This window comes from Pseudomonas sp. W22_MBD1_FP4 (assembly GCF_052113765.1).
GTDB classification, from domain to species: domain Bacteria; phylum Pseudomonadota; class Gammaproteobacteria; order Pseudomonadales; family Pseudomonadaceae; genus Aquipseudomonas; species Aquipseudomonas sivasensis.
In genome coordinates this window covers 74,826-94,917 of the sequence record NZ_JBGQOI010000026.1, presented here as the reverse complement: position 1 = coordinate 94,917, position 20,092 = coordinate 74,826, and the positions used below count along the sequence as shown (strand labels likewise).

Sequence of the window (20,092 nt, the reverse complement as noted above, 5' to 3'; positions counted from 1 at the left end):
GGGTCAGTTAAGTATTGGGTGACTGACCCACCGCAATCGGGGGCAAGCCCCCTCCCACATTGGACGGCGTCAGACGCTAGATAGCGACATCGGCCTTGATGCTTGGATCAGCGTCATAGCCCACAATCTCAAAATCTTCGAACTTGTAATCGTAGATCGACGCCGGCTTACGCTTGATCACCAACTCCGGCAGCTTCTTCGGCGTACGCGCCAGTTGGGTCCGGATCTGTTCCATATGGTTGCTGTAGGCATGGGTATCGCCAGTGGTGACGATGATCTCGTGAGGGATCAAGTCGCACTGTTGGGCCAACATATGGGTGAGCAACGCCAGGGCAGCGGTGTTGTACGGCAGACCAAGGAATACGTCGGAGCTGCGGATGTACAACTGCATCGAGAGATGGCCGTCATGCACGAACGCCTGGTACAGCAGGTGGCACGGTGGCAGGGCTTGTTTGCCGTTGCGCGCGTTTTCCTGTGGGCTCTTGGTTTCGTCCGGCAGGTATTCGACGTTCCAGCCGTGGAACAGAATGCGACGGCTGTTGGGGTTGGTCTTGAGCGTGTGCACCATGTAGTCGATCTGGTTGATCGTGCCGCCGTCTTTGGTCGGCCAGGCAGTCCACTGCTCGCCGTAGACCGGGCCCAGGTCGCCGTCTTCGGTGGCCCATTCGTCCCAAATCTTCACGCCGTTTTCGTTAAGCCACTTGATATTGGTGTTGCCGCTCAACATCCAGATCAGCTCATTGGCGATGCTTTTGAAGTGAAGCTTCTTGGTGGTCAGCAGCGGGAAGCCGTCGGCCAAGTTATGCCGATACTGACGGGCGAACACGGCCTTGGTGCCGGTGCCGGTGCGATCGCCCTTGGTCAGGCCATTGGTCACGACGTCGTTCAGTAGTTCGAGATATTGCTTCATGTAAGTACCCGTATCGTTGAAGCCGGAGCCCGCACGCAGGCCCCGGCATTCGAATTTAAAGCGCGGTGTTCTTCAGCGGCTGCGGGCGATTGTACGCCCACCACAGCAGGCCCAGACCCACGAGGATCATTGGGATGCTCAACACCTGACCCATGGTCAGCCAGCCCCACGCGAGGTAGCCCAATTGCGCATCCGGCACACGTACGAATTCGACGATGAAACGGAAGATGCCGTAAAACAGCGCGAACATGCCGGAAACGGCCATGGTCGGGCGCGGTTTGCGCGAGAAGATGTACAGAATGAGGAACAGTGCCACACCTTCCAGTGCGAACTGGTATAGCTGCGACGGATGGCGCGGCAGTTGTGCCGGGTCGCTGAACGGCGGGAACACCATGGCCCACGGCACGTCGGTCGGCTTGCCCCAGAGCTCGGCGTTGATGAAGTTACCGATACGCCCGGCGCCCAGACCAATCGGCACCAACGGCGCAACGAAGTCCATCAGTTGGAAGAACGACTTGCCATTGCGGCGGCCGAACCACCAGGCAGCAATCATTACGCCGATAAACCCGCCGTGGAACGCCATGCCGCCCTTCCACACTTCGAAAATCAGTGTCGGATTGGCGATGTAGGCGGACAGATCGTAGAACAGCACATACCCCAGACGCCCGCCGACGATGACCCCCATCGACAGCCAGAAGACCATGTCGGAGAGTTTCTCCTTGGTCCAGGTCGGGTCGAAACGGTTCAGGCGGCGGGAGGCCAGCAGCCAGGCGCCGCCGATGCCGATCAGGTACATCAACCCGTACCAGTGGATTTTCAGCGGACCGATGGCCAGAGCCACCGGGTCGATCTGCGGGTAAGGCAGCATTGCGACTCCTCGTTAAATCATGCGTTATGGCGACCGGACCATGCCCGGGCGCGATTAAGTCTGCGTTACAGCAAAAAGTTTAAGCCCACGCAAAACAGCAAGCCGGCGAACAACCGCTTGAGCAACCGCGGCGACAACCGATGCGCCAGGCGTGCGCCAAAGCGGGCAAACACCATACTGGTCAGGGCAATGCCCAGCAGCGCCGGTAAATACACGAACCCTAGACTATGAGCGGGCAACAGCGGGTCATGCCAGCCCAGAATCATGAAACTTAATGCACTGGCCAGGGCAATCGGCAGGCCACAGGCGGACGAGGTGGCCACCGCCTGTTGCATCGGCACGCTGCGCCAGGTCAAAAACGGCACGGTCAGCGAGCCGCCGCCGATGCCGAAAATGGCCGAAGCCCAGCCAATCACCGTACCGGCCAGGGTCAGGCCGACCTTGCCTGGCACCGTTCGACTGGCCTTGGGCTTAACCTCCAGGGCCAGTTGCACGGCGATGATCAGCGCGAACACGCCAATGATCTTCTGCAAATGCGGACCGGAAATCGCCTCGGCGGTCAGCGCACCGAAACCTGCACCGATCAGGATGCCCACGGTCATCCACACAAAGATCGGCCAACGCACCGCGCCACGTCGGTGGTGCTCACGCACGGCATTGACCGAGGTAAAGATGATCGTCGCCAAGGATGTGCCTACGGCCAAGTGAGTCAGCACCTGCGGGTCGAAGCCCTGCAAGGTGAAGCTGAACACCAGCACCGGCACGATAATGATCCCGCCGCCCACGCCAAACAGCCCGGCGAGTACACCCGCACAGGCGCCCAGCAGCAAATACAGCAGAAATTCCATGGGAGCCCCCGAATCAAGTCCGGCATGTTAACGGATGGAAGGCATGCGGCCCAACTGGATACGATGGAACACCGCTGCCGGTGTGGGTAGAGTGGCAAAAAACACAAAAGGGAATCGCCTGATGTGCCTGATTGTTTTCGCCTGGCGGCCGGGCCACGCCCAACCGCTGATCGTCGCGGCCAACCGTGACGAGTTCTATGCCCGCCCCAGTCTGCCGCTGGCCCAGTGGCCGGACGCGCCCGAAATCTACGCCGGTCGCGATCAGGAAGCAGGCGGCACTTGGCTTGGCGTGAATGCCGATGGGCGATTTGCTGCCCTGACCAATATCCGTGATCCCCACCAACCGCCGGCACGAAAGTCACGCGGCGAACTGGTCGCGCGGTTCCTCAGTGGTTCACTGCCCATTGACGACTACTTGGCCGACGTTAACGGCCGATCGATTGAATACGCCGGGTTTAACCTGCTGGTGGGCACGCGGGATGAGTTGTGGCATTACAACGCCAATCACACCGAGCCCACGCAGTTGAAAGCGGGCGTGTACGGGTTATCCAACGCAGGGCTGGATACGCCTTGGCCGAAACTGCTTAAGGCCAAAGCCGCGCTGAGTGAGTTGCTGAACAATCCGCAACCCGAAGCGCTACTGGAGATTCTGAGCGATCCGCAGATCGCGCCCTTTGCTGAGTTGCCGGATACCGGCGTGGGGTTGGCGACTGAAAGCCTGTTATCGAGCGTATTTATCGCCAGCCCAAGTTATGGGACACGGGCGAGTACGGCGCTGATTGTAAATGCCGATGGCACGCGGCGGATGGTGGAGCGTAGTTTTGGGCCCCATGGTGGCCGACTCGGCGAAGTCGAACTCACGCTCTAGACACACCACAAAACCAACGTGGGATGGGGCTTGCTCCCGATGGCAGTGTGTCAGTCAGAATATCTGGTACTGACACACCGCCATCGGGAGCAAGCCCCCTCCCACATTTTTGATCGGCGCCAGGCGTTAGAGGGTCTTGGCAGAGGCCGGATTGATCATCCGTGTCAGCCCAAGGTTCTTCAGCGCCAATTGCAGCGAGCTGTGGATAACTTGCGGGTTGTCGATGGTCATCAACTCCGCCAGCAGATCCTTGGCCATACTCAGCTCGACTTGGCGCAACATCCACTTCACCTTCGGCAAGTTGGTGGCGTTCATCGACAGGCTGTCAAAGCCCATCGCCATCAACAGCACCGCCGCCGCCGGATCACCAGCCATTTCACCGCAGATGCTCACCGGTTTGCCTTCGGCATGGGCGTCGCGCACTACGTGTTGCAGCGCTTGCAGCACCGCCGGGTGCAGATAGTCGTAGAGATCGGCTACCCGTGGGTTGTTGCGGTCCACGGCCAGCAGGTATTGGGTCAGGTCGTTGGAGCCGACCGACAGGAAGTCCACCTGCCGCGCCAGTTCTTTGGCCTGGTACACCGCCGCTGGAATTTCGATCATGACGCCAATCGGCGGCATCGGCACGTCAGCGCCTTCGTCGCGCACCTCACCCCAGGCGCGGTGGATCAAATGGAGCGCCTCCTCCAGCTCATGAGTGCCGGAGATCATCGGCAACAGGATGCGCAGGTTGTTCAGGCCTTCGCTGGCCTTAAGCATGGCGCGAGTCTGTACGAGGAAAATTTCCGGGTGGTCGAGCGTGACGCGAATCCCGCGCCAGCCGAGGAAGGGGTTGTCTTCCTTGATCGGGAAATACGACAGTGACTTGTCGCCGCCAATGTCCAGGCTGCGCATGGTCACCGGCAACGGGTGGAAGGCTTGCAGTTGCTCGCGATAAATCGCCAGCTGCTCCTTCTCACTCGGGAAACGCTGGTTGATCATGAACGGCACTTCGGTGCGGTACAGCCCCACGCCCTCGGCGCCGCGCTGCTGCGCCCGGGCCACGTCGGCCAGCAGTCCGGTATTCACCAACAGCGGTACGCGGTGACCATCAGTGGTCACGCACGGCAACTCGCGCAATGAATCCAGGCCCAGCGCCAGTTGTTTCTCTTCTTCCACCACTTCGGCGTATTGCTTGCGCAGCACGTCGCTGGGGTTGGTGAAGACTTCACCACGATGGCCATCGACGATCATGTCGATGCCGTCGACCTTGGAGTACGGCAGGTCCACCAGGCCCATCACCGTCGGAATGCCCATGGCGCGGGCCAGGATCGCGACGTGGGAGTTACCCGAACCGAGAACCGAGACCAAGCCCACCAGTTTGCCTTCCGGCACTTCGCCGAGCATGGTGGCGGTCAGTTCTTCACTGATCAGGATGGTGTTGTCGGGGTAGACCAGGTTGGTGGTACGGTCTTCCTGCAGGTAAGCCAGCAGACGGCGACCCAGGTCGCGCACATCCGAGGCACGCTCGCGCAGGTAGGCGTCGTCCATCAATTCGAAACGGTTGACGTGATCAGTGACCACTTGGCGCAGTGCGCCCTGGGCCCATTGACCGGTCTTGATCACGGTTTTGACTTCGTTCCCGAGGGACGCGTCGTCGAGCATCATCTGGTAAACGTCGAACAGCGCACGTTCTTCAGGGCGCAGCTGGGTGGCCAGCTTGGTCGACAGGTTGCGCATGTCGGCGCGCACGCCTTCCAGAGCGGTCTTGAACAGTTTGATTTCGGCGTCGATGTCGTTGACGGTCTTGTCCGGCACTACATCGAGGTCGGCCGGTGGCAGCATGACCACCGCCGTACCGACGGCAGCACCCGGCGAACCCGGTACGCCGACGAACTTGGCTTCCTGGATGCCCTTGCCCTGACGGCCCAGGCCGCGAATCGAACCCGTGGCCTCGGCGTGGGCAATAACCCCGGCGAGCTGCGCGCTCATGGTCACGAGGAAGGCTTCTTCACCTTCGTCGAACTGGCGGCGTTCTTTTTGCTGGATGACCAACACGCCGACAACGCGGCGGTGGTGAATGATCGGTGCGCCGAGGAATGACGCGTAGCGCTCTTCGCCGGTTTCGGCAAAGTAGCGATAACGCGGGTGATCGGCCGCGTTTTCAAGGTTGAGGGGTTCTTCACGCGTCCCCACCAGGCCCACCAGACCTTCATTGGGCGCCATGCTGACTTTGCCGATGGAGCGCTTGTTCAAGCCCTCCGTGGCCATCAGCACAAAACGGTTGGTCTCTGGGTCCAGCAGGTAAACCGAGCAGACCTGGCTGCCCATGGCTTCCTTGACGCGCAACACAATAATCCCCAACGCCGCCTTGAGATCCTTGGCGGAGTTAACTTCCTGGACGATCTTGCGCAGCGTATTGAGCATGGCTCGGGGTCGAACTCCGTCGTCAGTCGCGCGCTAAAAGGCGCGGGGCAAGCTCTTTGAGAGCGCGACGATAAACCTCGCGCTTGAATGTCACCACCTGGCCCAACGGGTACCAATAGCTGACCCAACGCCAGCCATCGAACTCCGGTTTACCGGTCAAATCCATCCGCACCCGCTGCTCGTTGGAGATCAGGCGCAGGAGAAACCATTTCTGCTTCTGGCCGATGCACAGCGGTTGGCTGTGGGTACGCACCAGGCGTTGCGGCAAACGATAGCGCAACCAGCCACGGGTACAGGCCAGAATCTGCACATCTTCGCGCTCAAGGCCGACTTCTTCGTTCAACTCACGGTACAAGGCGTCTTCAGGGGTTTCGTCGGGGTTGATTCCGCCTTGAGGAAACTGCCAGGCATCTTGGTTGATTCGGCGAGCCCATAGCACCTGTCCGGCATCATTCGTAAGAATAATCCCGACATTAGGACGGAAACCATCGGGGTCGATCACGGCAACAACCTCGCAAACGCATGTCGCCGCATTGTTCCACAAAGGTTGCGCAAGCGGCAACGAGGCTTCTTAGCTTATGTGCACTCTTGTGAAAAGACCGTATTCTGGACGCCTTTTTACAGACTTTTCAGCGAGTAACTGCAATGCGCCTGGCTTTATTCGACTTGGACAACACCCTTATCGGCGGTGACAGCGACCACGCGTGGGGCGATTACCTGTGCGAACGCGGGATTCTCGACCCGGTAGCCTACAAGGCCCGCAACGACGAGTTCTATCAGGACTACCTGGCCGGCAAGCTGGACAACGCCGCCTACCTGAATTTCTGCCTGGAAATCCTCGGCCGCACCGAAATGGCCCAACTGGATGAGTGGCACAATGACTATATGCGCGACTGCATTGAGCCGATCATGCTGCCACTGGCCGTGGAACTGCTGGCCAAGCACCGCGCCGCTGGCGACAAGCTGGTGATCATCACCGCCACCAACCGTTTCGTCACCGCGCCAATTGCCGCACGCCTGGGCGTTGAAACCCTCATCGCCACCGAGTGCGAGATGGAAAATGGCCGATACACCGGGCGCAGCACTGACGTGCCGTGCTTCCGAGAAGGCAAGGTGACGCGCTTGAATCGTTGGCTGGAAGAAACGGGGTATAGCCTGGAAGACAGCTACTTCTATAGCGACTCGATGAATGACCTGCCGCTATTGGAACAAGTGACGCATCCGGTGGCGGTGGATCCGGATCCGAATCTGCGCGCTGAAGCCGAGAAGCGTGGTTGGCCGGTGATTACGCTGCGTAGCGAGTAACCGTGGTGAGCGGGCTTGCCCCGCGCTGGGCTGCGAAGCAGCCCCAAAACCTGCCAACCGGTCTTATCAGGAAAAATGCGGGCCTTTGTCAGGGCCGCTTCGCAGCTCAGCGCGGGGCAAGCCCGCTCACCACAGAAGCCCTCACCGCGTTAAACCGGCTTGGCGCCCATGAGCCCGGCAATCGCCACAAAACCCACCAGGCTCACCACCGCCAGCACCAGGGTGAAATTCAGGCTGCCGCCCTCGCCTTTGCGCAAGCGATTGAGCCGTGCCACCAGCCAGAACCACGCCAGCGCCGCCACGGTGTAGAGAATGCTGGAGCCCAGAATCCAAGTCTGCCCCAATGGCCAGCCGACCAGGTGCACCAGCCACCAGCCGGTGAACGGCATGCTCACCATACAAATACCCATCAGCAACCACACAAACGCCCACGGGCGCTGCACGGTGACGGCTGGGCCGGCGCTGCGTTTACGCCAGGCCAGTAGCGCCAAGCCAAGGCCGCTGAGCAACACCACCACGGTGGCCGCGATGTGGACAACTTTCAGGGTGATCAGGGTTTCCATGTTTCGTATTCCTTAGAGGCTGCCCCCAATCAGCGTAGTCGCTCAACCGAGGAACAGTTTGTAGGCCGGGTTATCACTTTCATCCCAATACGGGTAGCCAATCGCCTCCAGCGCTGCCGGTACCAGGTGACGCTCGTTCGCCGGCACTTGCAGGCCGGCGACCACACGACCATCAGCCGCGCCGTGGTTGCGATAGTGGAACATCGAGATATTCCAGCGCCCGCCCAACTTGTTAAGAAAGTTGAACAGCGCCCCCGGACGCTCCGGGAACTCAAAGCGAAACACCACTTCATTGCTGACGTGCGCGGCATGCCCACCGACCATATGGCGGATGTGCAGCTTGGCAAGTTCGTTCTCGGTCAGGTCCAGCACCGGGAAACCCTGCTCGGTGAGGCTGGCGATCAGCGCGCTGCGCGGATCGGTTTCCGGGTGGGTCTGCACGCCGACAAAGATGTGCGCCTCGCTGCCGGAGTGGTAGCGGTAGTTAAATTCGGTGATCTGGCGCTTGCCCACGGCCTCGCAGAACGCCTTGAAACTGCCCGGTTTCTCAGGAATGGTCACGGCGATGATGGCTTCACGGCCTTCACCCAACTCAGCGCGCTCAGCCACGTGGCGCAGGCGGTCGAAGTTGACGTTGGCCCCGGAGTCGATGGCGACGAACGTCTGGCCGCTGACACCACGGGTCTCAACGTACTTCTTGATCCCGGCCACACCCAACGCGCCTGCTGGCTCGGTGATGGAGCGGGTATCGTCGTAGATGTCCTTGATCGCCGCACAGATTTCATCGGTGCTCACGGTGATCACTTCGTCGACATAGTCTTTGCAGATTTCAAAGGTGTGCTGGCCGATCTGCGCCACCGCCACGCCGTCGGCAAAGATCCCAACCGTCGGCAAGACCACGCGCTCACCCGCGGCCATGGCAGCTTGCAGGCAGTTGGAGTCGTCCGGCTCGACGCCGATGACCTTGATTTCCGGGCGCAGGTATTTCACGTACGCCGCGATGCCCGCGATCAAACCACCGCCGCCCACGGGTACGAAGATCGCATCCAGCGGCCCTGGATGCTGGCGCAGAATCTCCATCGCCACGGTGCCCTGCCCGGCAATGGTGTGCGGATCATCGTAGGGGTGAATGTAGACGTAGCCTTTTTCGTCGACCAGTTTCAGCGAGTAGGCCAGCGCCTCTGGGAATGAGTCGCCATGCAGCACCACTTTACCGCCGCGAGAGCGCACGCCTTCGACCTTGATCTCAGGGGTGGTCTTGGGCATCACAATAGTGGCCTTGACCCCCAGCACCTTGGCCGCCAGGGCCAGGCCCTGCGCATGGTTGCCCGCCGACGCCGTGACTACGCCGCGTGCGCGCTCTTCAGCCGTCAACTGAGTCAGCTTGTTGTACGCGCCGCGAATCTTGAACGAGAACACCGGCTGCAAGTCTTCGCGCTTGAGCCAGACCTTGTTGCCCAGCCGCTCGGAGAGCTGGCGGGCGGTCTGCAGCGGGGTTTCTACGGCAACGTCGTAAACGCGCGAGGTGAGGATCTTTTTGACGTACTGTTCAAGCATCGGCGGGAATCACTGGGCGAGTTGGGCAGGGCCGAGGAGTCTAACCCGGCTTTTGGCCGTACGACCACACGAATCCCGAGGTTTTGTTGGGTTATACTCGCGCCCCTCTTTACTCCCCGCCCGTTCCGGAGCCCGCATGACCCAGGATCAACTCAAACAGGCAGTGGCCCAGGCCGCTGTCGATTTAATCCTTCCTAAACTCGACGACAAAAGCATCGTCGGTGTCGGCACCGGCTCCACTGCCAACTGCTTTATCGATGCGCTGGCCCAGCACAAGGGCGCGTTCGATGGCGCCGTGGCCAGCTCCGAAGCCACTGCCGCACGCCTGAAAGGCCATGGCATTCCGGTGTACGAGCTCAACACCGTGAGCGACCTGGAGTTCTATGTCGACGGCGCCGATGAGAGCGACGCGCACCTGAACCTGATCAAGGGCGGCGGCGCAGCCCTGACTCGCGAGAAGATCGTCGCGGCCGTGGCCAAGACCTTCATCTGCATCGCCGACGCCAGCAAGCTGGTACCGGTCCTCGGCGCATTCCCGCTGCCGGTGGAAGTCATCCCGATGGCCCGCAGCCACGTGGCCCGCGAGCTGGTGAAGCTGGGCGGCGATCCGGTGTACCGCGAAGGCGTGCTGACCGACAACGGCAACATCATCCTCGACGTATTCAATATGCAGATCACCAATCCGGTGGAGCTTGAAACGCAGATCAATGCCATCGTCGGCGTGGTCACCAACGGCCTGTTCGCTGCGCGTCCGGCGGATGTGCTGCTGCTGGGCACTTCCGAAGGCGTGAAAACCCTCAAGGCCTGAGGACACCACCAACCCAACGTGGGAGGGGGTCTGCCCCCGGATGGCGGTGTGTCAGGGACTGGGTTTCTTGAACACGTAGAACAGGTTCGGCTCGCTGACCAGGTACAACGTACCTTCGTCGTCCATGGCGATCCCTTCGGCCTGAGGCACACGTTTTTTCAGGCCATGGCGCCCATTGAGTAGAGAAAGACTGCTCAATGGGCGACCGTCGATATCCAGTTCCAACACCAAAAATGACTCATCCGACAGCGCCAGCAGATGGCCGCTGCGCTCGTCGTATTGCAGGCTCGACAGATCGCGTACAAATAGCCCGGCGTCACGCTTGGGGTTATTGATCACGTGCACCGAGTAGGTTTTTTCAGGCTTGAAATGAGGAAACCCGTGGACCTCATAGATCAACATCGGATCGCGCTCCTTGGCCACGAACAGGCGCTTGCCCACTGAGTCATAGGCCAACCCCTCAAAGCCCTTGTTGCCACCTACATGCAGGCCCAGGGTCATTTGCTCTGCATCTGCGGCGTCGAGGAACTGGGTGTCGTCGTCAACATGCACCTTGATCAGGCGCTGTTGGCGTTCATCGGTGATGACGTAGATGTTGTCGCTGATGAACTCCACGGCCTCCGCATCACCAAATCCCACCAAGGGAATGCGCCGCAAGATCTTGCCGTCCAGCGACAACTCGATCAGTTCGGCGTTTTGATTGGTCACGGTAAACAGGCTTTTGCGCACAGGGTCATAGGTGAGTGCCGAGACATCGTCATCGAGCCCCTCGATGACTTGGGCCTCCAGCGTTACCCGGTAATCAGCGAGGCCAATGGAACGCTCATCGGCGGGATGACGCCATGTCTGCCAATTGAACCAAGCGCGCTCGAACAAGCGAAAGTGCTGCCCAGCGACCCCGGCGCAGATCAGGGCGATCAGCACGAACAGAAAAAGAATGGGCTTGGGGCGGGCAAGTCGGCGCATTGGGCGGGCTCAAAATCAAAAGTGGCGAATGAATATCACGCCTGTCTGAATTTAAACTTAAACGCGCCCGGATGTCTGGCGAATGCCGCTGATAGAGAAATATCCGACGTAACTGGTCGATTATTTCTGCTTTTCGAAACGATAGAACAGATTCGGCTCACTCACTATGTACAGAGTGCCTTCCTCATCCATGGTCACCCCCTCCGCACGAGGAATGGTTTTGTTGAGACCATTGAAGCCGCCCAGCAAGGTCATGAAGCTGACTTGTTCGCCCTTCTCGTCCAGCTCCAGCAACAGGTGAGAGTCGGCCGAAAGCGCAAGGAGGTGGCCGGTGCGCGGATCGACAGCCAGGGCCGAGAGGTTGCGCATGTCCAGTTCTTTGCTGGCGAGTTTTTGTTTATCGCCGTTCAGGATCTGGCTGCCGTCGCTTTTCCAGGTAAACAATGCCGGCGGGCGCTCTTCGCCCAACACCAGTTGCTGGTTGCGCTTGTCCCAGGTGATCGCCTCAAAAGCTTTGTTCTGGTCTTTAGACGGGCCCAGGTCGTAGGCCTGGAAATCAGCCTTGTTCAACTGCTGGGTCGTCGCGTCGACCTTGACGATGGTCAGGCTGTGCTGGCGCTCGTCGACCACTGCCATCAGCCCGTTTTCCAGGACCGTCACGCCTTCCGGATTTTCCCAACCATTGAGCGGCATCTTGCGGAGCACATCGCCTTGCAGGCTCAACTCAACGAGGAACGGGTTTTTGCCCATGACGGAAAACAGCGTTTTGGTCTGCGGGTTGTAGGCGACGTCCGAGGCTTCGTCCTTCTCCATTCCCGGCAACACCTTGGCGTCGATGACCGCGTGGTAGTCCGGCAGCCATACGCTTTCACTGCGCTCGGTGGGCGTCTCGAAGCGCTCCAGCACCCACAGCACGCCGCGGTCATCCCAATGCATGGCCCAGGCAACGCCATAAAAGATGGCCCCCGCCAGAAACAGCCAGGAATACCAGCGCAGGGCAAAACGGGAACGCGGCTTGGGTGTGGCGGAGGGCAGGGACACGGCCATGGGGCGCTTTTTCCGGAAAGTCAGCGTTAGGTGATAGCACAGGATCGACGGGCCCGCGCTCTGGAGGCTGGGGATTATCCGGATGGCGTGTGAAAAAAATGCAAAAACCAGGGGCTTTACCGGCCGACACAACTCCAATGTGGGAGGGGGCTTGCCCCCGATAGCGGCGCGTCAGTCAACATCCACTTAACTGATACACCGCCATCGGAGGCAAGCCCCCTCCCACAGGTTTGACCGCGTTGGCCAGGTGCTTATCGAACGCTGCTGTCGAAGCGATTCACGCCCGCCAATTCCAACACCAACTCATCACCCACATTCAGCGGACCCACGCCAGCCGGGGTGCCGGTGAGAATCACATCACCAGCCTGCAGCGAGAAGCAGCCGGCCATGTGCTGGATCATCGGGATGATCGGGTTGAGCATTTGCGAGCTGTTGCCGTCCTGGCGCACTTCGCCGTTGATGGTCAGGCGAATGCCGATATCGGTCACGTCCGGGAAAGTGCTGCCCACCACGAACGGTGCGATCACTGCCGCGCCGTCGAAGGATTTGGCTATTTCCCACGGCAGGCCCTTGGCTTTCAGCTCGGCCTGTTTGTCACGCAGTGTCAGGTCCAGGGCCGGGGCGAAGCCGGAGATGGCGTCCAGCACTTCTTCACGGCTTGGCTTGTTCGACAACGGCTTGCCGATCAATACCGCGATTTCCGCTTCGTAGTGCACCGAACCACGGTCGGCAGGGATGGCAAAACCGCCTTCCAGCGCCACGACACAGCTGCCGGGCTTGATGAACAGCAACGGTTCGGTCGGCACTGGATTATCCAGTTCCTTGGCATGTTCGGCGTAGTTACGGCCAATGCACACCACTTTACCCACCGGGAAGTGGATGTTGGTGCCGTCGACATACTTGTGCTGGTAGCTCATGGAACGACTCCTTCGGGGGGCGGTTAAACAGCGAAGATCTTGCCAGGGTTCATGATCCCGTTCGGGTCGAACACTGCTTTGACGGCCTTCATGTATTCAATTTCGACCGGCGAACGGCTGTACGTCAGGTAATCGCGCTTGGTCATGCCCACGCCGTGTTCGGCGGAGATAGAGCCGTTGTATTTCTCAACGGTCTCGAACACCCATTTGTTCACGGTGGCGCATTTGGCGAAGAACTCGTCCTTGCTCAGGCTTTCCGGCTTGAGAATGTTCAAGTGCAGGTTGCCGTCACCGATGTGGCCAAACCAGACGATTTCGAAGTCCGGATAGTGTTCGCCGACGATCGCGTCGATTTCTTTCAAGAACGCTGGCACTTTGGAGACAGTGACTGAGATATCGTTCTTGTACGGCGTCCAGTGGGAAATGGTCTCGGAGATGTACTCACGCAGTTTCCACAGGTTGTGCAGCTGGGTTTCGCTCTGGCTCATCACGCCGTCCAGCACCCAGCCCTGTTCGACACAGTGTTCGAAGGTTTCCAGCGCGTGGTTGGCGACTTCTTCGGTAGTGGCTTCGAATTCCAGCAGTGCGTAGAACGGGCACTCTGTTTCAAACGGGGCCGGCACATCGCCACGACCCAGCACTTTGGCCAGGGCTTTGTCGGAGAAAAATTCGAACGCGGTCAGGTCCAGCTTGCTCTGGAATGCGTGCAGCACCGGCATGATCGAGTCGAAGTCGGTGGTGCCAAGCACCATGGCGGTGAGGTTCTTCGGCGCACGGTCCAGGCGCATGGTGGCCTCGACCACAAAACCCAGGGTGCCTTCAGCGCCGATGAACAGCTGGCGCATGTCGTAGCCGGTGGCGTTCTTGATTAAGTCGCGGTTCAGTTCCAGCACATCGCCTTTGCCGGTGACGACTTTCATGCCGGCGACCCAATTACGGGTCATGCCGTAGCGAATAACCTTGATCCCGCCGGCATTGGTGCCGATATTGCCGCCAATCTGGCTGGAACCGGACGAGGCGAAGTCCACCGGGTAGTACAGGCCTTTTTCTTCGGCGACGTTCTGCAACTGCTTTGTGACCACGCCCGGCTGGCACACGGCGGTGCGGTCGGTGAGGTTCACGTCCAGAATCTGGTTCATATAGTCGAAGGACACGACCACTTCGCCATTGGCCGCAACAGCGGCTGCAGACAGGCCAGTGCGACCGCCAGACGGCACCAGTGCCACCTTGTGCTCATTGGCCCAACGGACAATGGCCTGTACCTGCTCGATCGTCTTGGGGAACACGATGGCGGTGGGCGCGGGTGCGAAGTGCTTGGTCCAATCCTTGCCGTAAGTCTCCAGGGAGTCGGCGTCGGTCAGCACTTTGCCGGGCTCAACCAGGGTCTTTAGCTCATCAATCAGGGCAGGATGGGTCATCGACAGAACTCTCGAACAATTCATGGTCATCCTGAGAACGCTTCACGTCGCAGGAATAGGTGTTTAGCGGGGCGCGTATGCTAGCATACCGCCCCCGCAGGACAGAGCCCAAGGGCGTTTCTGCGGTGACGGCTTTCCTGCCGTCCGGGTCAGCTTGCGCTGCTCGATTCCCTGCCATTTTTCTCCGGGATACAGGTTTACGCAGATGAGCAAGACTTCTCTCGATAAGAGCAAGATCAAGTTCCTTCTTCTGGAAGGCGTCCACCCATCGGCTGTCGACGTTCTGAAAGCCGCCGGGTACACCAGCATTGAGTACATCACCAGTTCTCTGCCGGAAGCCCAGCTCAAGGAAAAGATCGCCGACGCGCACTTCATCGGCATTCGCTCCCGCACTCAGCTGACCGAAGAAATCTTCGATCACGCCAAGAAACTCGTGGCTGTCGGCTGTTTCTGCATCGGCACCAACCAGGTCGACCTCAACGCTGCGCGCGAACGCGGCATCGCGGTGTTCAACGCACCGTACTCCAACACCCGTTCCGTTGCGGAACTGGTGCTGGCCGAGGCCATCCTGCTGCTGCGCGGCATCCCGGAGAAGAACGCTTCCTGCCACCGTGGCGGCTGGATCAAAAGCGCGGCCAACTCCTTCGAAATCCGCGGCAAGAAGCTGGGCATCGTCGGTTATGGCTCGATCGGCACTCAGCTGTCGGTACTGGCTGAAGGCCTGGGCATGCAGGTGTTCTTCTACGACACCCTGACCAAGCTGCCATTGGGCAACGCTACCCAGGTGTCGAGCCTGACCGAGCTGCTGGGCATGTCCGATATCGTGACCCTGCACGTTCCGGAAACCGCTGAGACCCAGTGGATGATCGGCGAGAAGGAAATCCGCGCCATCAAGAAAGGCGGCATCCTGATCAACGCCGCGCGCGGCACTGTGGTCGAGCTGGACGCCCTGGCCGACGCGATCAAGGACAAGCACCTGATCGGCGCCGCCATCGACGTGTTCCCGGTGGAGCCTCGCTCCAACGACGATATCTTCGAAAGCCCACTGCGTGGCCTGGACAACGTGATCCTGACTCCGCACATCGGCGGCTCCACCGCTGAAGCGCAGGCCAACATCGGCCTGGAAGTCTCGGAAAAGCTGGTCAAGTACAGCGACAACGGTACGTCGGTATCGTCTGTGAACTTCCCGGAAGTGGCCCTGCCGGCTCACCCTGGCAAACACCGTCTGCTGCACATCCACCAGAACATCCCTGGCGTGATGATGGAGATCAACAAGGTCTTCGCGGAAAACGGCATCAACATCTCCGGTCAGTTCCTGCAGACCAACGAGAAGGTTGGCTACGTGGTGATCGACGTCGACGCCGAGTACTCGGACCTGGCGCAAGAGAAGCTGCAGCACATCAACGGCACTATCCGTAGCCGCGTGTTGTTCTAACGCTTTAAACGCTGCACAAAAAAATGGGAGACCCGCAGGGGCCTCCCATTTTTTTGTCTGAACACATCTTACTTGACGTTAACCGTGATCACTTTCGACGCTACAGTGGGTTCGAACTGGCGATGCACGTTGTCGCCAGCTACCAGCTGCAGGGTGTGCTTGCCTGGAGTCAGGGTCAGTTCGGTTTCGGTTTGCGCCTTGCCGAAGTGAATCGAAGTTGCAGTGGCCGGAATGGCTTCGTCGGCTTTAAGCGACTGCACGTCCTGGTCTACCAGCAAGTGGTGGTGGCCGGCGTTAGGCACTTGCTTGTCGATCGGCTCCAGGTCCAGGCCCTTGACGCCGAATTTGACAGTGAAGGTTTTGTCGACGGTGGCGCCATCTTTGGGCGAGACGATAAACACCTCCGCGCCCTTGGGTGCTGGGGTACGAGGCACATCAGCGGCATTTGCCAACACCGAGGCACCCAGCAACAGGCTGGCAATCGTTGCACGGGACAAAAGGGCTTTCATTCGCTTCTCCAGTTTTTCTGTGAAATCTGTAGGGTTATGACAACTTCGCGATAAATTGCTGTCCAAGTCACTCACCACCATAGCAAAGCGATGCTGAACGGCGTCTCGCACATTCGAATTCTTTAGGAGTGACCATGCGCTTTTCGCCTGGCCTGTTACTTTTGCTTCCCCTTCTGAGCCCCTTGGCTCATGCCGAACTGATCGACGACGTCAATGATCGCGGCGAACTGCGCATCGCCCTTGAAGCCAACACCCCGCCCTATAACTTCAAGGAAGGCGAAAAACTCACCGGTTTTGAAGTCGAACTCGGAGAACTGCTGGCTAAAGAAATGGACGTGCGCCCCTCGTTTATCACCACTGATGGCGCCGACCTGCTGCCAGGGGTTGCCACCGGCAAATACGACGTGGCCATCAACCATATCGCTCTGACTGCCGAGCTTAAGGATCAGTTCGATTTCAGCGAGGCTTATAGCGAGAAACCCGAGCTGGCAATCCCGTTCCAGAAAGGCAACCCGGCGTTCAAGACCAGCCTGGACGGGGCGTTGAAGCGGGTGAAGGACGATGGCCGGTTGAAAGCGCTGTCGCAGAAGTGGTTAGAGGGGGATGCCTCTACAGAAGCGCCAACGCCTGTGCCGCCTCCGGCAACTCCAGCTCACTGAACACCTGCACACCATGGCGTTTGAGCAGCGCCGCCGTGACGCCCTCGCCGCTCACCTTTACGCCAGTGAAGGTGCCGTCATAGGTCAGCAGATTGCCGCAGGATGGGCTATTGGCCTTTAAGATGGCGACGCGGATGTTGTGGCGCTGCACCAGCGCCAACGCTTGGCGGGCGCCGTCTAGGAAGGCAGCGCTGAAGTCTTCGCCCTCGGCAGTCAGCACTTTGGCGCGACCTTCCCAGACATCGATGCCTTGCCCGCCGGGAATCTCGGCAGAGGGCCTGGGCGTCGGCAAACCGCCCGACACTTCCGGGCAGATCGCAACCACACGGCCTTCGGCCTGCCACGCAGCCAGTTGATCGAACGGCCCGCTGGCTCCGCCGTCATAACGCACCTTGTGCCCGAGCAGGCAGCGGCTGATCAGAATCTTTTGCATGATTAAAACGGCTCGTTGCCCCGCCGCCGAAACCAGCCGGTCAGGGACAGGCGTTCGCGCGTGGCGGGCATAACTTCGTGGGGCACTTCGCCCGACAGGAACACCACCAGGCAACCGCCGGTAGGCACCACATCGTGTTCGACACCGTCCTTGAGGTACATGCGCAACTGGCCACCATGCTCGGGCAGCCAGGCGTCATTCAGGTAGATCACCGCCGAAACCATGCGCCGGTCATCGTCGCGGAAACGGTCCAGGTGCTTGAGGTAAAACGCCCCTGGTGGGTACATCGCGAAGTGGCTTTCGAAGTCTTCCAGACCGAGAAACAGCCCTCGATTCATCGCCAGGCGCAGGCTGTCCATCAACGCCATGTAGCTGTCGCAGACGGCGGCGTCGCCCTCCTCCAGCCACTGGATATGGTCGCCGCGAATGCCCTCGCGGATCTCCTGGGATGGTCCGCGCCCCACCGCCGCCGGTGCCAATTCACCCTCGGCCGCACGTTTACGGCACTCAGCCGCCAGTTCCAGGGTCAGAGCCTGGGGCAGGAAGCCGTTCTGCTGCGACCAACCTTTCTCGGCCAGGTCGTCGACAATGCGTTGCAGCAGGGGGTGATCAAGGGGTATTTGCATGGCGCGCATAGTATCCATACGCCTTCAAATCCGACAGCGCCGTCGAGCGTCTCAATACACTTTAGTCAGGTGACTGATAGGACTTCTCGACAAATCCTACGCCCGACACGGACAATAGTGGCCGACTGACAGGAGTCCATATGCGTCGTTTGTTTTTTTCCTTGCTGATGTTCTGCGTTTTGCCCGCTTGGGCAGACGGCCATGACCAGTTGTACAAGGTCGCCGGCTGGGCCGAACAACGTGCGCATTTCAATGACGCCCTCAGTGCCGCCCAGCAGCGCTATCGCAATAGCCTGCCGCCGGCGGTGTACCAGGCGCTGGTGGACAACAGCAATAAGCGCTTTGCCGCCCAGGCTATGGACCAGCGCGCCGAGGCGCAATTGCGCAAGAACCTGGCGGATCCGAAGCCTGCCCTGGCGTTCTTCCAATCACCGCTGGGCCGCAAGATTGTCGCCGCAGAGCTGCTGGCCACCCGCCGCGACCAGCTGGCCAAAAACGCCCAAGGCCTGCCGAAAATCGAAGCCGACGCCACCCGCAGCCTGATCATCGGCCACCTGGCCCAGGCCCTGCCCGCCCGCGAGGCCGGTGCGGAAGTCAGCCTGGCGATTGCCGGCGTGGCGGCCGACAGTTTGAGCCAAATGATTCCCGGTTTGCTGGGCGGTGGTCAGGCGCAGGGCATGTTGAATGGTCAACGTGAACGGCTGATGCAGCAGATCGATAAGGATCTGAACAACACCCTGCTGTACGTCTATCGGGATTTGTCCGACCCGGAGCTGGAAGAGTTCGCCACGTTTGCAGAGTCGCCGGAAGGTAAGGCGTATTACCAGGCGGCGCTGGCAGCGATTCGCGCGGGGCTGGCGGTCGGCCAAAGCACTTCAAGCCTGACGCAGTAGAAAATATGGGAGGGGGCTTGCCCCCGATGGCAGTGGGTCAGCTACAGATAAGCTGACTGATGCACCGCTATCGGGAGTAAGCCCCCTCCCACATTTGGATTGTGTTATTTCAAATGGTCTGTCAAATACCGGAAGTACTCTTCACGAATCTCGGGAATCTCATTCGCCAGGTGATGCCTTCCCCGCTTCAGCATCAGCACCTCAGGCTGGTCGAACTTACCCCGAAGCACCTGCAAGTTGTGCTGCCAGTCCACCGTCATGTCTTCCTCACCCTGCACAATCACCGGCCTCCGGGGGCTGCGCGGTGCGGCTTCGATGCGCTTGATCCAGCGCGCCAACGCCCCCACCCAGGCGGTGGGCAGTTGGCGCGGCTGAAGCGGATCGGCCTCCAGGAACGGCTTGAAGGCCGGGTCGTTAGTGTTCTCGCTGAAACGCCGGGCGATACCTTTGACGAACGGACGCAGCAGGTAATAACTGACCTGCGACCACCCCCACGCACGTGGCCGCACTAACGGTGACAGCAGGAAGGTCTTGCCTTGGGCCGGGCTGTCGGCCCCCTGGTTGAGCAAATGGTCCACCACCACCGCGCCGCCCGTGCTCTGCCCAAACAGATGCCAGGGCTGCGGCAATTTCAGCGCCTGGGCTTGGGCGAACAGCGCCTGCACCACCTCCTGGTACACCGCAAAATCATCGATGCTGGCCCGCGCGCCGCTGGACAGGCCGTGGCCCGGCAGGTCGCAAGCGACCACCACAAAACCCTGGTCCAGCGCCCAGTCCACCACGTGGCGGTACAGGCCCATGTGGTCGTAGAAGCCGTGGAACATAAACATCGTCGCCACCGGTTGTGGGGGCGACCACACCTGCCCCACCACCTCGAACCCGCGCACCTCAAAGCGCCCCAGGCGGCTCACAGCCGGCACTTTGCGCGCGGCCAGGTCCAATCCATAAAAGCGCTGGTACACCCGCGCTTCGGCGCTGAGCGGTTGCGCATCCACCAGGGGTCGCAAGCTGTCGCGCAGATGATCGGGGTCAAAGGTAACGGGCATAAGGGGTTCC

21 protein-coding genes are annotated in these 20,092 nt (G+C 60.1%); 6 read left to right on the top strand and 15 right to left on the bottom strand.

The genetic code is table 11. The annotated features are described in order from the left end of the window. Nucleotides 1–76 precede the first annotated feature (76 nt). The 3 genes from ACEN2T_RS26100 to ACEN2T_RS26090 all read right to left on the bottom strand — a co-directional run bounded on the left by ACEN2T_RS26100 (nt 77) and on the right by ACEN2T_RS26090 (nt 2,626). Entirely contained in the window at nt 77–910 is an 834-nt protein-coding gene (locus ACEN2T_RS26100; protein ID WP_015886389.1) for a thymidylate synthase, read from the bottom strand. A gap of 55 nt (nt 911–965) precedes the next feature. Continuing rightward, on the bottom strand, nt 966–1,778 hold the full coding sequence (lgt, locus tag ACEN2T_RS26095) for a prolipoprotein diacylglyceryl transferase (protein ID WP_032884196.1): 813 nt from the start codon (nt 1,776–1,778) through the stop codon (nt 966–968). A 65-nt stretch (nt 1,779–1,843) separates the two neighbouring features. Then, nucleotides 1,844–2,626, bottom strand: coding sequence for a sulfite exporter TauE/SafE family protein (locus ACEN2T_RS26090; RefSeq protein WP_032884198.1), 783 nt, complete (start codon nt 2,624–2,626; stop codon nt 1,844–1,846). Nucleotides 2,627–2,747: 121 nt separating this feature from the next. Between ACEN2T_RS26090 and ACEN2T_RS26085 the strand changes: the two genes are divergently transcribed. Next, a complete protein-coding gene (locus ACEN2T_RS26085; RefSeq protein WP_099601711.1) occupies nt 2,748–3,494 on the top strand; it encodes an NRDE family protein in 747 nt (248 codons plus the stop codon). 126 nt (nt 3,495–3,620) lie between these two features. Here ACEN2T_RS26085 and ptsP read toward each other — a convergent pair whose 3' ends face one another. Both ptsP and ACEN2T_RS26075 read right to left on the bottom strand, forming a co-directional pair. Then, a complete protein-coding gene (gene ptsP / locus ACEN2T_RS26080) occupies nt 3,621–5,900 on the bottom strand; it encodes a phosphoenolpyruvate--protein phosphotransferase (RefSeq protein WP_032884201.1) in 2,280 nt (759 codons plus the stop codon). Nucleotides 5,901–5,922: 22 nt separating this feature from the next. Next, nucleotides 5,923–6,402, bottom strand: coding sequence for an RNA pyrophosphohydrolase (locus tag ACEN2T_RS26075; RefSeq protein WP_003176750.1), 480 nt, complete (start codon nt 6,400–6,402; stop codon nt 5,923–5,925). A 143-nt stretch (nt 6,403–6,545) separates the two neighbouring features. Between ACEN2T_RS26075 and ACEN2T_RS26070 the strand changes: the two genes are divergently transcribed. Continuing rightward, nucleotides 6,546–7,205, top strand: a complete 660-nt coding sequence (locus tag ACEN2T_RS26070) for an HAD family hydrolase (protein WP_032884204.1) — start codon at nt 6,546–6,548, stop codon at nt 7,203–7,205. Between the two features lie 149 nt (nt 7,206–7,354). Here the strand turns inward: ACEN2T_RS26070 and ACEN2T_RS26065 are convergent, their stop codons facing one another. Then, on the bottom strand, nt 7,355–7,768 hold the full coding sequence (locus ACEN2T_RS26065) for a DUF2269 family protein (protein WP_442117786.1): 414 nt from the start codon (nt 7,766–7,768) through the stop codon (nt 7,355–7,357). A gap of 42 nt (nt 7,769–7,810) precedes the next feature. After that, nucleotides 7,811–9,325 (bottom strand): threonine ammonia-lyase, biosynthetic, encoded by a 1,515-nt coding sequence (ilvA, locus tag ACEN2T_RS26060; RefSeq protein ID WP_032884206.1) that lies wholly within the window; start codon nt 9,323–9,325, stop codon nt 7,811–7,813. A gap of 136 nt (nt 9,326–9,461) precedes the next feature. On the opposite strand from ilvA, the gene rpiA reads away from it, so the two are divergent. Further along, entirely contained in the window at nt 9,462–10,133 is a 672-nt protein-coding gene (gene rpiA, locus ACEN2T_RS26055) for a ribose-5-phosphate isomerase RpiA (protein WP_017253881.1), read from the top strand. 51 nt (nt 10,134–10,184) lie between these two features. On the opposite strand, the gene ACEN2T_RS26050 is transcribed toward rpiA, so the two are convergent. From ACEN2T_RS26050 to ACEN2T_RS26035, 4 genes are all read right to left on the bottom strand, one after another. Then, nucleotides 10,185–11,099 carry an SdiA-regulated domain-containing protein gene (locus tag ACEN2T_RS26050; RefSeq protein WP_032884208.1) on the bottom strand — a complete coding sequence of 305 codons (915 nt, stop codon included), beginning with the start codon at nt 11,097–11,099 and terminating at the stop codon, nt 10,185–10,187. A gap of 120 nt (nt 11,100–11,219) precedes the next feature. Continuing rightward, nucleotides 11,220–12,146: an SdiA-regulated domain-containing protein gene (locus tag ACEN2T_RS26045; RefSeq protein ID WP_095185154.1), complete on the bottom strand. Its 927-nt coding sequence runs from the start codon at nt 12,144–12,146 to the stop codon at nt 11,220–11,222. A gap of 251 nt (nt 12,147–12,397) precedes the next feature. Then, nucleotides 12,398–13,063, bottom strand: coding sequence for a fumarylacetoacetate hydrolase family protein (locus tag ACEN2T_RS26040; RefSeq protein ID WP_032884213.1), 666 nt, complete (start codon nt 13,061–13,063; stop codon nt 12,398–12,400). A 23-nt stretch (nt 13,064–13,086) separates the two neighbouring features. Beyond that, on the bottom strand, nt 13,087–14,481 hold the full coding sequence (locus ACEN2T_RS26035; RefSeq protein ID WP_032884215.1) for an FAD-binding oxidoreductase: 1,395 nt from the start codon (nt 14,479–14,481) through the stop codon (nt 13,087–13,089). Between the two features lie 205 nt (nt 14,482–14,686). Here ACEN2T_RS26035 and serA point away from each other — a divergent pair, with 205 nt between their 5' ends. Further along, a complete protein-coding gene (serA, locus tag ACEN2T_RS26030; RefSeq protein ID WP_003176761.1) occupies nt 14,687–15,916 on the top strand; it encodes a phosphoglycerate dehydrogenase in 1,230 nt (409 codons plus the stop codon). A gap of 68 nt (nt 15,917–15,984) precedes the next feature. Here the strand turns inward: serA and ACEN2T_RS26025 are convergent, their stop codons facing one another. Beyond that, on the bottom strand, nt 15,985–16,425 hold the full coding sequence (locus ACEN2T_RS26025) for a DUF4399 domain-containing protein (protein ID WP_032884216.1): 441 nt from the start codon (nt 16,423–16,425) through the stop codon (nt 15,985–15,987). Nucleotides 16,426–16,559: 134 nt separating this feature from the next. Between ACEN2T_RS26025 and ACEN2T_RS26020 the strand changes: the two genes are divergently transcribed. Further along, complete coding sequence (locus ACEN2T_RS26020) at nt 16,560–17,084, top strand: transporter substrate-binding domain-containing protein (protein ID WP_095185156.1); 525 nt, start codon at nt 16,560–16,562, stop codon at nt 17,082–17,084. Here ACEN2T_RS26020 and ACEN2T_RS26015 read toward each other — a convergent pair. Then, nucleotides 17,035–17,517, bottom strand: coding sequence for a DUF523 domain-containing protein (locus tag ACEN2T_RS26015; RefSeq protein WP_032884217.1), 483 nt, complete (start codon nt 17,515–17,517; stop codon nt 17,035–17,037). The two genes, ACEN2T_RS26020 and ACEN2T_RS26015, sit on opposite strands and share 50 nt — an antisense overlap. A gap of 2 nt (nt 17,518–17,519) precedes the next feature. Continuing rightward, entirely contained in the window at nt 17,520–18,152 is a 633-nt protein-coding gene (locus ACEN2T_RS26010) for a 2OG-Fe(II) oxygenase (protein ID WP_122756263.1), read from the bottom strand. 131 nt (nt 18,153–18,283) lie between these two features. Between ACEN2T_RS26010 and ACEN2T_RS26005 the strand changes: the two genes are divergently transcribed. Next, complete coding sequence (locus ACEN2T_RS26005) at nt 18,284–19,036, top strand: DUF2059 domain-containing protein (RefSeq protein ID WP_078050614.1); 753 nt, start codon at nt 18,284–18,286, stop codon at nt 19,034–19,036. A gap of 104 nt (nt 19,037–19,140) precedes the next feature. On the opposite strand, the gene ACEN2T_RS26000 is transcribed toward ACEN2T_RS26005, so the two are convergent. Further along, nucleotides 19,141–20,082 carry an alpha/beta hydrolase gene (locus tag ACEN2T_RS26000; RefSeq protein WP_442117785.1) on the bottom strand — a complete coding sequence of 314 codons (942 nt, stop codon included), beginning with the start codon at nt 20,080–20,082 and terminating at the stop codon, nt 19,141–19,143. Between the last annotated feature and the right edge of the window lie 10 nt (nt 20,083–20,092).

Coding starts and splice junctions, on each gene's coding strand:
- ACEN2T_RS26015 (WP_032884217.1), bottom strand. CDS start 17,517: ATGCAAAAGATTCTGATCAGCCGCTGCCTGCTCGGGCACAAGGTGCGT.
- ACEN2T_RS26085 (WP_099601711.1), top strand. CDS start 2,748: ATGTGCCTGATTGTTTTCGCCTGGCGGCCGGGCCACGCCCAACCGCTG.
- ACEN2T_RS26100 (WP_015886389.1), bottom strand. CDS start 910: ATGAAGCAATATCTCGAACTACTGAACGACGTCGTGACCAATGGCCTG.
- ACEN2T_RS26020 (WP_095185156.1), top strand. CDS start 16,560: ATGCGCTTTTCGCCTGGCCTGTTACTTTTGCTTCCCCTTCTGAGCCCC.
- ACEN2T_RS26000 (WP_442117785.1), bottom strand. CDS start 20,082: ATGCCCGTTACCTTTGACCCCGATCATCTGCGCGACAGCTTGCGACCC.
- ptsP (WP_032884201.1), bottom strand. CDS start 5,900: ATGCTCAATACGCTGCGCAAGATCGTCCAGGAAGTTAACTCCGCCAAG.
- ACEN2T_RS26065 (WP_442117786.1), bottom strand. CDS start 7,768: ATGGAAACCCTGATCACCCTGAAAGTTGTCCACATCGCGGCCACCGTG.
- ACEN2T_RS26090 (WP_032884198.1), bottom strand. CDS start 2,626: ATGGAATTTCTGCTGTATTTGCTGCTGGGCGCCTGTGCGGGTGTACTC.
- ACEN2T_RS26070 (WP_032884204.1), top strand. CDS start 6,546: ATGCGCCTGGCTTTATTCGACTTGGACAACACCCTTATCGGCGGTGAC.
- ACEN2T_RS26050 (WP_032884208.1), bottom strand. CDS start 11,099: ATGCGCCGACTTGCCCGCCCCAAGCCCATTCTTTTTCTGTTCGTGCTG.
- lgt (WP_032884196.1), bottom strand. CDS start 1,778: ATGCTGCCTTACCCGCAGATCGACCCGGTGGCTCTGGCCATCGGTCCG.
- ACEN2T_RS26045 (WP_095185154.1), bottom strand. CDS start 12,146: ATGGCCGTGTCCCTGCCCTCCGCCACACCCAAGCCGCGTTCCCGTTTT.
- serA (WP_003176761.1), top strand. CDS start 14,687: ATGAGCAAGACTTCTCTCGATAAGAGCAAGATCAAGTTCCTTCTTCTG.
- rpiA (WP_017253881.1), top strand. CDS start 9,462: ATGACCCAGGATCAACTCAAACAGGCAGTGGCCCAGGCCGCTGTCGAT.
- ilvA (WP_032884206.1), bottom strand. CDS start 9,325: ATGCTTGAACAGTACGTCAAAAAGATCCTCACCTCGCGCGTTTACGAC.
- ACEN2T_RS26005 (WP_078050614.1), top strand. CDS start 18,284: ATGCGTCGTTTGTTTTTTTCCTTGCTGATGTTCTGCGTTTTGCCCGCT.
- ACEN2T_RS26040 (WP_032884213.1), bottom strand. CDS start 13,063: ATGAGCTACCAGCACAAGTATGTCGACGGCACCAACATCCACTTCCCG.
- ACEN2T_RS26025 (WP_032884216.1), bottom strand. CDS start 16,425: ATGAAAGCCCTTTTGTCCCGTGCAACGATTGCCAGCCTGTTGCTGGGT.
- ACEN2T_RS26035 (WP_032884215.1), bottom strand. CDS start 14,481: ATGACCCATCCTGCCCTGATTGATGAGCTAAAGACCCTGGTTGAGCCC.
- ACEN2T_RS26010 (WP_122756263.1), bottom strand. CDS start 18,152: ATGCGCGCCATGCAAATACCCCTTGATCACCCCCTGCTGCAACGCATT.